We start from the raw sequence: 14,530 nt of genomic DNA on the forward strand, positions 1-14,530 counted from the left end.
AGCCGACAGCCGTCGCATCCCAGGGAGCAGTTCCATGGCCTCGCCGTCCCCCTCGTCCGCCGCGCCCGCCGCGAGCAACGCCCGCGCCGCCGCCCTCCGCGAGGCACTCGCCTCCCGCATCGTCGTCGCCGACGGCGCCATGGGCACGATGCTCCAGGCGCAGGAGCCGACCCTCGACGACTTCCAGCAGCTCGAAGGCTGCAACGAGGTCCTCAACGTCACCCGCCCCGACATCGTGCGGTCGGTGCACGAGGCGTACTTCGCGGCCGGCGTGGACTGCGTCGAGACCAACACCTTCGGCGCCAACGCCACCGCCGCCGCCGAGTACGACATCGAGGACCGCATCTTCGAGCTGGCCGAGGCCGGCGCCCGGATCGCCCGCGAGGTCGCCGACGACTTCTCCGCCGACGGCCGGCAGCGCTGGGTCCTCGGCTCGATCGGCCCCGGCACCAAGCTGCCCACCCTCGGCCACACCACCTACGGCCACCTGCGCGACGGCTACCACGCCAACGCGGCCGGCCTCATCGCCGGCGGCGCCGACGCACTCGTCGTGGAGACGATGCAGGACCTGCTCCAGGTCAAGGCCGCGCTGATCGGCTCCCGTCAGGCCATGGCCGAGGCGGGCGTCGACCTGCCGCTCATCTGCTCGGTCGCCGTCGAGACCACCGGCACCATGCTGCTCGGCTCCGAGATCGGCGCCGCCCTGACCGCCCTGGAGCCGCTCGGCATCGACCTGATCGGCCTCAACTGCTCGACCGGACCCGCCGAGATGAGCGAGCACCTGCGCTACCTCGCCCGGCACTCCCGCATCCCGCTGACCTGCATGCCCAACGCCGGGCTGCCGATCCTCACCAAGGACGGCGCGCACTACCCGCTCAGCCCCTCCGAGCTGGCCGACGCGCACGAGACCTTCGCCGCCGAGTACGGCCTGTCGCTCGTCGGCGGCTGCTGCGGCACCACGCCCGAGCACCTGCGCCAGCTCGTCGACCGCATCGGCGGCCACGAGCTGACCCCGCGCTCGCCCCGCCCCGAGCCCGGCGCGTCCTCGCTCTACCAGACCGTCCCCTTCCGCCAGGACACCTCCTACCTGGCGATCGGCGAGCGCACCAACGCCAACGGCTCGAAGAAATTCCGCGAGGCGATGCTGGAGGGCCGCTGGGAGGACTGCGTCGAGATGGCGCGCGACCAGATCCGGGAGGGCGCCCACCTGCTGGACCTGTGCGTGGACTACGTCGGCCGGGACGGCGCCGCCGACATGGCCGAGATCGCCGGGCGCTTCGCGACCGCCTCCACGCTGCCGATCGTGCTGGACTCCACGGAGGTCGACGTCCTGCGCGCGGGCCTGGAGAAGCTGGGCGGCCGGGCGGTGCTGAACTCCGTCAACTACGAGGACGGCGACGGACCCGAGTCGCGCTTCGCGAAGGTCACCGAGCTCGCCGTCCAGCACGGCGCCGCGCTCATCGCCCTCACCATCGACGAGGAGGGCCAGGCCAGGACCGCCGAGAAGAAGGTCGAGATCGCCGAGCGGCTGATCGCCGACCTGACCGGCAACTGGGGCATCCACGAGTCCGACATCCTCGTCGACTGCCTGACCTTCACCATCTGCACCGGCCAGGAGGAGTCCCGCAAGGACGGCGCCGCGACGATCGAGGGCATCCGCGAGCTCAAGCGCCGCCACCCCGACGTGCAGACCACGCTCGGCCTGTCCAACATCTCCTTCGGCCTCAACCCCGCCGCCCGGGTGGTCCTCAACTCCGTCTTCCTCGACGAGTGCGTCAAGGCCGGTCTGGACTCCGCGATCGTGCACGCCTCCAAGATCGTGCCCATCGCCCGCATCCCCGAGGAGCAGCGGCAGACCGCGTACGACCTGATCTGGGACAACCGCCGCGAGGGCTACGACCCGCTGCAGCGGCTCATGGAGCTGTTCGAGGGCGTCGACGCCCGGTCCGTCAAGGCCGGCAAGGCCGAGGAGCTGGCCGCGCTGCCGCTGGACGAGCGGCTGCAGCGGCGCATCGTGGACGGCGAGAAGAACGGCCTGACCGACGACCTGGACGCCGCGCTCGCCGAGCGCCCCGCCCTGGACATCGTCAACGACACGCTGCTGGCCGGCATGAAGACCGTCGGCGAGCTGTTCGGCTCCGGCCAGATGCAGCTGCCGTTCGTGCTCCAGTCCGCCGAGGTCATGAAGACCGCCGTCGCCTACCTCGAACCGCACATGGAGAAGAGCGAAGACGGCGGCGGCAAGGGCACCATCGTGCTCGCCACCGTGCGCGGCGACGTGCACGACATCGGCAAGAACCTCGTCGACATCATCTTGTCCAACAACGGCTACAACGTCGTCAACCTGGGCATCAAGCAGCCCGTCTCGGCGATCCTGGACGCCGCGCAGGAGCACCGCGCCGACGTCATCGGCATGTCCGGCCTGCTGGTGAAGTCCACCGTGGTGATGAAGGAGAACCTGGAGGAGCTCAACCAGCGCGGCCTGGCCGCCGACTACCCCGTCATCCTCGGCGGCGCCGCCCTGACCAGGGCCTACGTCGAGCAGGATCTGCACGAGGTGTATCTGGGCGAGGTCCGCTACGCCCGCGACGCCTTCGAGGGCCTGCGGCTGATGGACGCGCTGATCGGCGTCAAGCGCGGGGTGCCGGGGGTGTCGCTGCCCGAGCTCAAACAGCGCCGGGTGCCGATCCGCCCGCAGAGCGAGCAGGACGAGCAGGAGGCGCAGGACGAGGCGCGCGGGCCGGTGCGGTCGGACGTCGCGGTGGACAACCCGGTGCCCGAACCGCCGTTCTGGGGCAGCCGGGTGGTCAAGGGCATCCCGCTGGCCGACTACGCCTCGTGGCTGGACGAGGGCGCGCTCTTCAAGGGCCAGTGGGGTCTGAAGCAGTCGCGCGCGTCGGGGCCGTCGTACGAGGAGCTGGTGGAGAGCGAGGGGCGGCCGCGGCTGCGCGGGCTGCTGACCCGGCTGCAGTCCGAGGGGCTGCTGGAGGCCGCGGTCGTCTACGGCTACTACCCGTGCGTGTCCAAGGGCGACGACCTGATCGTGCTGCACGAGGACGGCAGCGAGCGCACCCGCTTCACCTTCCCGCGCCAGCGCCGCGGCCGGCGGCTGTGCCTGGCCGACTTCTTCCGGCCCGAGGAGTCCGGCGAGACCGACGTCGTCGGCTTCCAGGTGGTCACCATGGGCAACCGGATCTCCGAGGCCGCCAACGAGCTGTTCGCCGCCGACTCCTACCGCGACTACCTGGAGCTGCACGGGCTGTCCGTGCAGCTCGCCGAGGCGCTCGCCGAGTACTGGCACGCCCGGGTGCGCTCCGAGCTGGGCTTCGCGGGCGAGGACCCGGGCGAGATGGCCGACATGTTCGCGCTGAAGTACCGCGGCGCGCGCTTCTCGCTCGGCTACGGCGCCTGCCCCGACCTGGAGGACCGGGCGAAGATCGCGGCGCTGCTGGAGCCGGAGCGGATCGGCGTGAAGCTCTCGGAGGAGTTCCAGCTGCACCCGGAGCAGTCCACCGACGCGATCGTGATCCACCACCCCGAGGCGAAGTACTTCAACGCCCGCTGAGGCCCGTACCGCGCCCTGAGGCCCGTACCGCGCCCCGGGGCCCGGCGGGGTCACCGGGCGCGTCACCGGGACGGCACACAGCCGTTGCCTGCCCGTCAGGCGTGTCCGGGCGGGGCGACGTAGACTGGTGGGTCCGGCGAAGGCCGGTCGTCTGCCGCACCCCGCGCGCGGGGTGCGGCAGACGACCGGCCTTCGTGTCCCCCAGAACGGGGCGCTCCGTACCCGGCCTCCCGGCCGGTTCCGGGCCCGGATCCGCACCTCGGCCGAGGAGTGAGCCTATGACCAGCAGCACCCCCGTCGCCGCCACCCGTCCGGCGTACGGCCAGGAGCTCCAGGCCGTGCTGCTGGACATGGACGGCACCCTCGTGGACACCGAGGGCATCTGGTGGGCGGCCGAGACGGGAGTGTTCGCGGACCTGGGACACGTGCTGGACGAGGTGCACAAGGCGGTCGTGGTGGGCGGCCCGATGGCGCGCAGCGTCGGCCACCTCATGGAGGTCACCGGCACCACCGCGACGCTCGCGGAGCTGATGGTCGCGATCGACACCCGCTTCGAGGAGCTGATCGCGCGCGGCGCCCCGCTGATGCCCGGCGCCCGCCGGCTGCTGACGGAGCTGGCGGCGCACGGGGTGCCCACGGCGCTGGTGTCCGCCTCGCACCGGCGCACGATCGACGCCATGCTGCGCACCCTGGGCGCCGAGAACTTCACCTTCACCCTCGCGGGGGACGAGATCGCCCGCACCAAGCCCTTCCCCGACCCGTATCTGACGGCGGCCCGGCGGCTGGGCGCGGACCCGGCGCGCTGCGTGGTGGTCGAGGACACCGTGACGGGCGTGGCGTCCGGTGAGGCGGCGGGCTGCCATGTGGTCGCGGTGCCGTCGCTGGTGCCGATCCCGGCCGCCCCCCGGCGCACCGTCGTCAGCTCCCTCGACCAGGTGAACGTGCCGTTTCTGAGGTCCCTGGTCCGGGGCTCTGTGAATGTGGATCTTCACTGACGGTGACGGCTGAATAACATCTCACGAAGTGGAATCCGGGCAGTGTGATGATTGTCACACGACGCCCCATCGACAGCTGGTGGCGCGCCTGGATGAGATTTCACTTATCGGTTTCTTACGCGGGTGATATGTCCTTTTTGACGCTCCGCCACTCGATAGCCCGGACGTTCGCATATCGGTGGTGAACGTCCTGTTACCGGTATGTAATGTCCCCTCAATCACTCCGTGTCCCGATGGGCGGCGACCACCCCGCTAATGTCCAGGGCGGTCGATGCCGACTCACCTGACCGGCATGTGAGCAAGGGGATTCACTGGATGTCACGAAACAAGCGTGTCGTCGCCGCAGCCGCCGTGGCCTTCCTGGCTATCGGCGCCTCTGCGTGCGGTGGCAAAAAGGATAATTCGTCCGGCAGCAGCAGTGGCGGTGACAACGGCGGCGCCAAGGGCGCCGTGATCGTCGGCACCACCGACTCGGTGTCGTCGCTGGACCCCGCGGGAGCGTACGACTACGGCTCCTGGGAGATCATCGACAGCGTCTACCAGAAGGTCATGCACTTCCCGACCGGCGCCACCACACCGGCCCCGGACGCGGCCAAGAGCTGCTCCTTCACCGACCCCAAGACGTACGCCTGCCAGATGCAGCCCGGCCTGGTGTTCTCCAACGGCGACCCGCTCACCGCGGCCTCCGTGAAGTTCACCTTCGACCGGATGCTGAAGATCGCCGCGCCCAACGGCCCCTCCAGCCTGCTGGCGAACCTGGACAGCACCACGGTCACCGGGACCGACCAGGTCACCTTCCACCTGAAGAACCCCGATTCGACCTTCCCCTCGGTGCTCGCCACCGACGCGGGCACGATCGTCGACGAGAAGGTCTTCCCCGCCGACAAGCTGCTCGACGGCTCGAAGATCGTCGGCTCCGGCCCGTACACGCTGGACAAGTACACCGCCAAGCAGCAGGCGTCGCTGAAGGCCAACCCGAAGTACAAGGGCGACGCCAAGCTCAACAACAGCCAGGTCGTGCTGCAGTACTTCTCCGAGGCCTCCGCGCTCAAGCAGGCCGTCAAGGACGGCACCGTGACCGCCGCCTTCCGCAGCCTGTCGCCCACCGACACCCAGGACCTGAAGAAGACCTCCGGCATCCAGGTCCTGGAGGGCACCGGCACCGAGAAGCGCTACATGGTCTTCGACGCCAAGGTGAAGCCCGCCGACCAGAAGGCCGTGCGGCAGGCCGTCGCGCAGGTCATCGACCGCGCCGGCATCGCCAAGGACGCGTACGACGACACCGTGGCGCCGCTCTACTCGATGGTCGGCAACGGCATCGAGGGCCACACGGAGGCCTTCAAGGACAAGTACGGCGAGCCCGACACCGCCAAGGCCAAGGCGCTGCTCGACGCCGCCGGCATCAAGACGCCGGTGGACCTCGCGTACGCCTGGACGCCCACCCACTACGGCGCCGCGTCCGCCGACGAGGCCACCGCCATCAAGCGGCAACTGGAGGCCACCGGCCTGTTCAAGGTCACCCTCAGCTCCACCGAGTGGCAGCAGTACCAGAAGGACGAGAAGTCCGACACGTACGCCTCGTACATGATCGGCTGGTACCCGGACCTGCCGGACCCCGACAACGACGTCGCGCCGTTCCTGACCAAGGAGCCCTTCCTCGGCACCGGCTACGTCAACCCGCAGATCCTGACCCTGCTCAGCAAGGAGCAGGGAACGGACGACAAGGCCGTCCGCGACCAGGCGTTCGCCGACATCCAGAAGATCGTGGCGGAGGACGTCCCGATCATCCCGCTGTGGCAGGGCAAGCAGACCGTCGTGATCCGCGACGGCGTCACCGGCGCCGACAAGGCGCTCGACCCGACGATGTTCCGGTTCTACGAACTCGGCACGAAGTGAGCGGTGGCCGGCCCGCGGGGGAGTGACCCCCGCGGGCCGGCCCGGCCCGCGGCGCCCCCGCCGCGCATCCCGTCGTCCCCGGTCCGGGCCACTCCGGACAGCCACCGGAAAGTCACCGCATGAGCAACACGAGCAAGCAGTCGGGCTCGCTGCGCCGCTACGTCCTGACCCGGATCGCACTGGCCGTGCCCATGGTGCTGATCCTGCTGATCCTGGTCTTCGTGATGATGCGGGTGGCCCCCGGCGACCCCATCTCCTCGTCGCAGGGCGGCAAGCTCAACGCCACCGAACTCGCCGCGCGGCGGCACGCGGCCGGCTTCGACGCCCCGCTCTACCAGCAGTTCTGGGACTACCTGAAGTCGGTCGTCACCCTGAACTTCGGCACCACCTTCTCCGACCGCCGCAGCGTGCGGGACATCCTCGTCGAGAACGGCGGCGCCACCCTCACCCTGACCGCGGGCGCCCTGGTCTTTGCCGGCGTCATCGGCATCCCCGTCGGCCTGCTCTGCGGCCGCTACCGCGACAGCGCCGTGGACGTCGTCGGCCGGCTGGCCAGCATCCTCAGCTACGCCTCCCCGGTCATCGTCACCGCACCGCTGCTCATGCTCGCCTTCGGCACCACCTCCGGGCAGGCATCCCCGCTGATCCAGCTCAACGTGCCCACCCAGACGCACATCCTGATCGTCGACGCGGCCCTGAACGGCGACTGGGACGCGGTCGGCGACATCCTCCAGCACCTGCTGCTGCCGTCCGTCGCACTCGGCCTGCTGATCGTCGGCGTCTTCATCCGGATGATCCGCATCAACCTCATCCAGTCGCTCCAGGGCGACTACATCGAGGCCGCCCGCGCCCGCGGTGTCCGGGAACGGCACGTCGTCGCCCGGCACGGCTTCCGCAACGCCCTGGTGCCGGTCATCACCGTGCTCGGCCTCCAGGTCGCCATGCTGCTGGGCGGCGCGGTGCTCACCGAGCGGATCTTCAACTGGCCCGGCATCGGCCGCCAGTTGATCGACTACATCAACCAGCGCGACTACGTCGCCGTGCAGGGCATCGTCACCGTCTTCGCCCTGGCCGTCGTCGTGATCAGCCTGCTGATCGACTTCGTCAACGCGCTGATCGACCCGAGGGTGCGCTACTGATGGCCACGACGACTCTCCCCACCGGCCCGATCGAGCCCACGGAGCCGGCCCCGTCCGGCACCCCCGCCCCCGGCGGCACCCGCTTCGGTGGCCTGCGCCGCATCACCACCGCGGTCCGCGAGGCGCGCGGGGTGCCCAGGTTCATGCTGTGGTCCGGCGGGATCATCTCGGCGCTGTTCGTGATCACCGCGGTCTTCGCGCCGCTCATCGCCCCGTACAACTTCGACACCTACCGCGACGGCGGGAAGAACTTCCCCAAGCAGGGCGCGCCCGACGGGGACCACTGGTTCGGCACCACCGTGCAGAACCTGGACGTGCTCTCCCGCACGGTCTACGGCGCCCGCACCGCCCTGGAGGTGATGGTCCTCGCCGTCGTCTTCTCCCTCGTCATCGGCGTGGTCCTGGGCCTGCTGTCGGGATACTTCGGCGGCTGGCTGGACCGCATCCTGGTGCTGGTGATGGACGCGCTGTTCGCCTTCCCGTACCTGCTGCTCGCGATCGTCGCCAGCTTCGTCTTCTCGGGCATCTCCGGCGGCGCGATCGTCACCGCGGCGCTGTCCATCACGGTGGTCTACATCCCGCAGTACTACCGGGTGGTGCGCGCCTCCGCGCTGTCCGCCCGCGAGGCCACCTTCGTCGAGGCCGCCCGCGCCATGGGCGCCAAGCCCTCGGTGGTGATCCGCAAGTACCTCTTCGGCAACGTCATCCAGTCCGTGCCGGTCATCACCACGATGAACGCCGCCGACGGCATCGGCACCCTCGCCGGCCTGGGCTTCCTGGGCCTGGGCATCCAGCCCACCGACGCCGCCGAATGGGGCTACGACCTGGAGCGCGCGATCGACGACGTCAACGCCGGCATGTGGTGGACCTGCCTCTACCCGGGCCTGGCCATGGTCGTCGCGATCCTCGGCTTCACCCTCCTCGGCGAAGGCCTCAACGACGTGCTCAACCCGACCATGCGCCGCCGCAGGATCCGCAAGGTACTGCTCCCCGCCCACACCAGGCGCCGTACCGTCACGGCTCCCGAACTGCCCGACGCGTCCGAAGGCGAGGCCGTCAAGTGACCGAACCCGTCCTGTCCGTCCGGGACCTGCGCGTCTGGTACGGCACCGACCGCGGCGCGGTGCGCGCCGTGGACGGCGTCAGCTTCGACGTCCGGCCCGGCGAGACCCTCGGCCTGGTCGGCGAGTCCGGCTGCGGCAAGTCCACCCTCGGCCGCGGCGTGCTCGGCCTGACCCCGGCCGCGGCCGCCGTCGACGGCGAGGTGGTGCTGCGCAGCGCCGGCGCCGCCGGCCGCAACCTCGTCGGACTGCCCGCCAAGGAACTCCAGAAGCTGCGCGGCCCCGAACTCGGGCTGATCTTCCAGGAGCCGATGACCCGGCTCAACCCGCTCATGCGCATCTCCCAGCACTTCGAGGAGGCGCTGCGCGCCCACCACAAGGGCCTGCCGAAGAAGGAGATCCGGGCCCGCGCCCTGGAGGCGCTGCGCGGCATGGGCATCCCCGAGAGCCGCTACGCCAGCTACCCGCACGAGTTCTCCGGCGGCATGCGGCAGCGCATCATGATCGCGCTGGCGCTCGTGCTGCGGCCCGCCTTCATCGTCGCCGACGAGCCGACCACCGCACTCGACGTGCTGGTCGAGGCGCAGATCATCAAGATCCTCGCCGACCTGCGGAAGAACTTCGACACCTCCCTCGTCCTCATCACCCACAACCTCGGCATCGTCGCCGAGGCCTGCGACCGCGTCGCGGTGATGTACGCCGGGCACATCGTCGAGCAGGGCGAGGCCCGCGAGGTCTTCGCCCGCCCGCAGCACCCGTACACCAAGGAGCTGCTGCGCTCCACCATCTCGCTGGCCACCACCGGGCTGCACTTCATCCCGGGCAGCCCGCCGGACCTGGTGGAGCCGCCGCAGGGCTGCCGCTTCCACCCGCGCTGCCCCGTCGCCATGCGCGGCTGCGCGCAGGCCGAGCCGCCCGAGGTGCAGCTGCCCACCGGGGTCACCAGCGCGTGCTGGCACCAGGCGCTGGACGTCGCGCCCGAACTCGCCGACGAGCTGGGACCGGACGGGCGCGAAGCGCTCCACGCCGTAGAGGAGATCAGCGTTGCTGACGAAGCCTGACATCGAGCCGGCCGGCGAGGGCGCCCCCGGCGACGCCGGCGAGCCGCTGGTCGAGGCGTCCGGCCTCGAAGTCCACTTCGGCCTGCGCAGCCGGCTGCTGGGCCGCCTGTCCGGGCAGCCCGCCGGCGGCGCCGTACGCGCCGTCGACGGCATCGACCTGCGGCTGCGCAAGGGCGAGGTGCTCGGCCTGGTCGGCGAGTCCGGCTCCGGCAAGACCACGCTCGGCCGCACCCTGATCGGCCTGACCAAGGCCACCGGCGGATCCGTCCGCTACCGCGGGCAGGACATCACCGGCCTCGGCGAGCGGCAGCTGCGGCCGCTGCGCCGCCGCCTCCAGATGGTCTTCCAGGACCCGCACGCCTCCCTCAACCCCGCGATGGACATCCGCACCGCGGTCGGCCACCCGCTGCGCATCCACAACCTCGTCGCCACCGAGGCCGAGTACGAGGCCCGGGTCGTGGACGCGCTGGAACGCGTCGGCCTGACCCCGCCCGAGCGCTACCTCGGCAAATTCCCCGGCGACCTGTCCGGCGGCCAGAAGCAGCGCGCCGTACTCGCCCGGGCCATCATCGCCGAGCCCGAACTCCTCGTCGCCGACGAGCCGATCTCCATGCTGGACATGAGCGTCCGCGCCAAGATCCTGCAGCTCATGCTGGACCTCAAGCGCGACCTGGACCTCACGTACGTCTACGTCACGCACGACCTGGCCAGCGCGAAGTTCTTCTGCGACACCATCGCCATCATGTACCTCGGCCGGATCGTCGAGTACGGGCCGACCGCGGAGGTCTTCGCCAACCCGCAGCACCCCTACACCGAGGCGCTGCTCGCCGCGATCCCCGAGCCCGACCCCGAGCGGGCCGTGCCGCGCGAACTGCCCCGCGGCGAGATCCCGGACGCCGCCCGGCCGCCGCTGGGCTGCTCCTTCCACCCGCGCTGCCCGGTGGCCGTCGCCGACTGCGGCTGGGAGGCCCGGGACCTGCGCACGCTGCTGGAGAACCGCTGGCTCGAGCTCGCCCCGGAGGCCGCCGAGCGCGAGCGTGGGCTGTTCGCCGACGTGGAGGCGCTCGCCGAACCGGGCCTGGGCACCGTCGAGATCAAGCCCGGCCACGGGCACACCCCCGACGACGTCCTGGACTTCCTGCGGACGCTGCGCGACGAGGACGGCGCCGAGGACCGGCCGCACGAGCCGCTCTGGCGGGGCGTGGCGGACCTGCGCAGCGAGAACGGGCGCGCCGTCGTCGCGTTCACCGCCGCCCGCGACCCGCGGCTCGCACTGGTCGCCGGCGCGGGCGTCCAAGTGGCCTGCCACCTGCGGGAGTCCGCCGGCTGACGGGGGCGGCACCGCTGCCGGAGCTGTACAGCACAACGCATAGGGTGAACCACGCGAGCCCCGCACACCACGCGGGGCTCGCATACCTCGTGAGCCACGCCAACAAGACGGATCTCACGACCACGCCAGGCAAGAGGAGAACGACGAGGATGAACCGCAAGCTTCTGGTCCTGCCCGTGCTGCTGGGCGCGATGTCGCCACTGGTCACCGGGTGCGGCAGCGCCAGTGTGGGAAGCAGCGGCGGCAAGCCCATCGTCGTGGGCACCACCGACAGCATCGAACTGACCGACGACAACCCCGCGCCGCTCGACCCCGCCACCTCGTACGACAGCGCCACCTGGAACATCTTCTACAACACCTTCCAGATGCTGCTGACCTACCAGCGGGGCAGCACCACCCCCAGCCCGGACGCGGCGTCGGAGTGCCACTACACCGACAACACCGTGCTCACGTACCAGTGCCGGATACGCGACGGCCAGGAGTTCTCCAACGGGCACCCGCTCACCGCGAAGGACGTGAAGTTCTCCGTCGACCGGATGCTGAAGATCAACTTCGCGGCCGGTCCCGCCACCCTGCTGTCCGGTGTGAAGTCCGTCGAGGCGCCCGACGAGAAGACCGTGGTCTTCCACCTCAAGGCACCCGACACGACCTTCCCCGCCAAGCTCGCCACCCCGGCGGCGGCGATCCTGGACCCCGCGGTCTACCCGGCCGACAAGCCCTACACCGGCTTCCGGCTCGTCGGCTCCGGCCCCTACACGCTCGACTCCTTCGCCCAGGCCAAGGGCGGCACCTTCAGCAAGAACGGCCACTACAAGGGCGCGCTGAAGATGAACAACGACAAGATCCAGCTCAAGCTCTTCGCCGACTCCCACGCCATGGAGAAGGCACTGAAGGCGGGCAGCATCGACGTCATGGCCCGCACCATCAGCCCCGACCAGATCAGCGGCCTGCTCGCGAGCACCGACTCGGACATCAAGACCACCGAGTCCTCCGGCGGCGAGGCCCGCTACCTCTTCCTCGACACCACCTCGACCGACCTCAAGACGCTCGCGGTACGGCAGGCGCTGGCCCAGGTCATCGACCGGGACGCGATCACCCGCAACGTCTACCAGGGCACCGCCGACCCGCTGTACTCGGTGATCCCGGCCGGCATCACCAGCCACACCAACTCCTTCCACAACCGCTACGGCGACCCCTCGGTCTCCAAGGCCAAGACGCTGCTGCGCAACGCCGGCGTCACCTCGAAGGTCCCGCTGACCATCAACTTCCGCCGTGACACCGGCGGCACGATGAACGAGGCGGAGGCCAAGGAGATCGCCCGGCAGCTCAACGCCAGCGGGCTGTTCACCGTCACGACCAAGAGCGAGCAGTGGAACACCTTCCTGAAGAAGGCGACCCAGCGCGACTACGAGCTCTTCGCACTGAGCTGGCTGCCCGACTTCCCGGACCCGGACAACTACCTGGCGCCGTTCTTCGACAAGGAGAACTTCCTCAACCTCGCCTACAACAACTCCACCATCCAGAACAACCTGCTGCCCGCCACCCGCAAGCTCGCCGACCGCGGCTCCACGGCCACGGCGTTCGGCAAGGCCCAGGACATCGTCGCCGACGACGTGCCGATGCTGCCGCTGTGGCAGGGCAAGCAGTACATCGCCGCGCGCAACGGCATCACCGGCGTGGAGTGGGCGCTCAACTCCTCCACCACCACGCAGTTCTGGGAGCTGGGCCGCGGCAAGACCGGCTGACCGGCCCCGCAGCCGCAGCGCGGCACCGCCGTACGCGCCCGGCCCCCGCACCAGGGGGGCCGGGCGCCCGGCGTCCGGCCCGCGGAAGGCGTCAGCCCGCCCCGGGGCGCACCAGCCCGCTCTCGTACGCGTACACCGCCGCCTGCACCCGGTCGCGCAGACCCAGCTTCGTCAGCACGTGCCCCACATGCGTCTTGACGGTCGTCTCCGACACGAACAGCTCAGCGGCGATCTCCGCGTTCGACAGCCCGCGGGCCACCAGCTTGAGCACCTCGACCTCGCGCTCGGTCAGCGCGTGCAGCGGCTGCGGCACCGAGTCGTCCCCCGACGGCAGCCGGCCGGCGTACTTGTCCAGCAGCCGCCGGGTGATGCTCGGCGCGAGCATCGCCTCGCCCGCGGCCACCACCCGGATCGCCTGCACCAGCTCCGCCGCCGGCGCGTCCTTGAGCAGGAAGCCGCTGGCCCCCGCCCGCAGCGCCTCCACCACGTACTCGTCCAGATCGAACGTCGTCAGCACCAGCACCTTCGCCGGGCCCGAGCGGTCCGGCCCGGTGATCTGCCGGGTCGCCTCCACACCGTCCATCCGGGGCATCCGGATGTCCATCAGCACCACGTCGGGCTGCAGCGCCCGCACCTGGTCCAGCGCCTGCTGGCCGTCCCCGGCCTCACCCACCACCGCGAGGTCGGGCTCGGCCTCCAGGATCATCCGGAAACCGGTACGCAGCAGGGGCTGATCGTCCACCAGCAGGACACGGATCGCCACGGTCTTCCTCCGTCTTTCGCTAGACCGGACCATTCTCGCCGACCACCGGCAGCGCCCCCGCTATTTCCGCCAGCGGATACGGCGGGGGAGTCCCCCCGAATTCCGGACAGAACGCCTGGTGGTCGCACCACCCGCACAGCGCGGTGCGGCGCGGCAGCCACTCCCCGCTCGCCGTCGCCGCCCGGATCGCCTCCCACAGCGCCAGCAGCCGCCGCTCCGTCCGCAGCAGGTCGCTCTCCGACGGGTCGTACGTCAGTACGTCCCCGCTGCCCAGATACACCAGCTGGAGCCGCCGCGGCACCACGCCGCGCAGCCGCCACAGCACCAGCGCGTAGAACGACATCTGGAACAGCGGCTCGTCCCGGTACTCCGGGCGCGGGGCCTTGCCCGTCTTGTAGTCCACCACCCGCAGATCGCCGGTCGCCGCCGCCACGTCCAGCCGGTCGACGTAGCCGCGCAGTGTCAGCCCCGACTCCAGCCGCGTCTCCACGTACAGCTCGCGCTCGGCCGGCTCCAGCCGCGTCGGATCCTCCAGCGTGAACCAGCGGTCCACCAGCACCCGCGCGCTCTCCAGCCACTCGGCGAGCGCGGCCGGCTCCGCCGCGTCGAACAGCGCCGCCAGCTCCGGGCGGGCCGCCAGCAGCCGCTCCCACTCGCCGGGCACCGACGCGCGGGCCCGCTGCGCGGTGCGCTCGGCGGCCGGCGCGTCGAAGAGCCGCTCCAGCACCGCGTGCACCACCGTGCCGCGCGTCGCGGCCAGGCTGGGCTTCTCCGGCAGCTTGTCGATCACCCGCAGCCGGTAGAGCAGCGGGCAGCGCATGAAATCCGCCGCGCGGGAGGGCGACAGCGACGACGGCGGCCGCGGGTGCCCGCCCCGCCCCGCCGTGCCCGCGCTTCCTTCGCCTTCGGTGGTCGTCCCCATGGCAGACGACCTTACGGCCTGCCACTGACAAGCCGGTGCCCGCCGGACGTAAC

General features: G+C 70.8%; 10 protein-coding genes. 8 read left to right on the forward strand and 2 right to left on the reverse strand.

Features of this window, described 5'->3' with window-relative positions:
* The first annotated feature begins 34 nt into the window (after positions 1-34).
* The 8 genes from metH to ACH4SL_RS24680 all read left to right on the forward strand — a co-directional run bounded on the left by metH (position 35) and on the right by ACH4SL_RS24680 (position 12,792).
* The gene (gene metH, locus ACH4SL_RS24645; protein WP_398449111.1) at positions 35-3,565 is read left to right on the forward strand and encodes a methionine synthase; all 3,531 of its coding nucleotides are present in this window, start codon (positions 35-37) and stop codon (positions 3,563-3,565) included.
* Positions 3,566-3,843: 278 nt separating this feature from the next.
* Positions 3,844-4,560: an HAD family hydrolase gene (locus ACH4SL_RS24650; RefSeq protein ID WP_398449113.1), complete on the forward strand. Its 717-nt coding sequence runs from the start codon at positions 3,844-3,846 to the stop codon at positions 4,558-4,560.
* Positions 4,561-4,875: 315 nt separating this feature from the next.
* The gene (locus tag ACH4SL_RS24655; protein ID WP_398449115.1) at positions 4,876-6,456 is read left to right on the forward strand and encodes an ABC transporter substrate-binding protein; all 1,581 of its coding nucleotides are present in this window, start codon (positions 4,876-4,878) and stop codon (positions 6,454-6,456) included.
* A gap of 119 nt (positions 6,457-6,575) precedes the next feature.
* Entirely contained in the window at positions 6,576-7,595 is a 1,020-nt protein-coding gene (locus ACH4SL_RS24660; protein WP_398449117.1) for an ABC transporter permease, read from the forward strand.
* Positions 7,595-8,659, forward strand: a complete 1,065-nt coding sequence (locus tag ACH4SL_RS24665; RefSeq protein ID WP_398449119.1) for an ABC transporter permease — start codon at positions 7,595-7,597, stop codon at positions 8,657-8,659. Before ACH4SL_RS24660 ends, ACH4SL_RS24665 begins: the two co-directional genes overlap by 1 nt.
* A complete protein-coding gene (locus tag ACH4SL_RS24670; RefSeq protein WP_398449122.1) occupies positions 8,656-9,717 on the forward strand; it encodes an ABC transporter ATP-binding protein in 1,062 nt (353 codons plus the stop codon). Before ACH4SL_RS24665 ends, ACH4SL_RS24670 begins: the two co-directional genes overlap by 4 nt.
* Positions 9,701-11,047 (forward strand): oligopeptide/dipeptide ABC transporter ATP-binding protein, encoded by a 1,347-nt coding sequence (locus tag ACH4SL_RS24675; RefSeq protein ID WP_398449124.1) that lies wholly within the window; start codon positions 9,701-9,703, stop codon positions 11,045-11,047. Before ACH4SL_RS24670 ends, ACH4SL_RS24675 begins: the two co-directional genes overlap by 17 nt.
* A gap of 149 nt (positions 11,048-11,196) precedes the next feature.
* Complete coding sequence (locus ACH4SL_RS24680) at positions 11,197-12,792, forward strand: ABC transporter substrate-binding protein (RefSeq protein ID WP_398449126.1); 1,596 nt, start codon at positions 11,197-11,199, stop codon at positions 12,790-12,792.
* A gap of 91 nt (positions 12,793-12,883) precedes the next feature.
* Here ACH4SL_RS24680 and ACH4SL_RS24685 read toward each other — a convergent pair whose 3' ends face one another.
* Positions 12,884-13,555: a response regulator gene (locus tag ACH4SL_RS24685; protein ID WP_398449128.1), complete on the reverse strand. Its 672-nt coding sequence runs from the start codon at positions 13,553-13,555 to the stop codon at positions 12,884-12,886.
* Positions 13,556-13,574: 19 nt separating this feature from the next.
* Positions 13,575-14,477 (reverse strand): RecB family exonuclease, encoded by a 903-nt coding sequence (locus ACH4SL_RS24690; RefSeq protein ID WP_398449130.1) that lies wholly within the window; start codon positions 14,475-14,477, stop codon positions 13,575-13,577.
* Positions 14,478-14,530: the final 53 nt, after the last annotated feature.

The organism is Streptomyces sp. NPDC021020, assembly GCF_044333285.1.
In the GTDB taxonomy this organism is placed as follows: domain Bacteria; phylum Actinomycetota; class Actinomycetes; order Streptomycetales; family Streptomycetaceae; genus Actinacidiphila.

Bases quoted from the DNA above. Each gene is read 5' to 3' on its own strand.
- ACH4SL_RS24650 (WP_398449113.1), top strand. From the start codon at position 3,844: ATGACCAGCAGCACCCCCGTCGCCGCCACCCGTCCGGCGTACGGCCAG.
- ACH4SL_RS24690 (WP_398449130.1), bottom strand. From the start codon at position 14,477: ATGGGGACGACCACCGAAGGCGAAGGAAGCGCGGGCACGGCGGGGCGG.
- ACH4SL_RS24660 (WP_398449117.1), top strand. From the start codon at position 6,576: ATGAGCAACACGAGCAAGCAGTCGGGCTCGCTGCGCCGCTACGTCCTG.
- ACH4SL_RS24680 (WP_398449126.1), top strand. From the start codon at position 11,197: ATGAACCGCAAGCTTCTGGTCCTGCCCGTGCTGCTGGGCGCGATGTCG.
- ACH4SL_RS24655 (WP_398449115.1), top strand. From the start codon at position 4,876: ATGTCACGAAACAAGCGTGTCGTCGCCGCAGCCGCCGTGGCCTTCCTG.
- metH (WP_398449111.1), top strand. From the start codon at position 35: ATGGCCTCGCCGTCCCCCTCGTCCGCCGCGCCCGCCGCGAGCAACGCC.
- ACH4SL_RS24665 (WP_398449119.1), top strand. From the start codon at position 7,595: ATGGCCACGACGACTCTCCCCACCGGCCCGATCGAGCCCACGGAGCCG.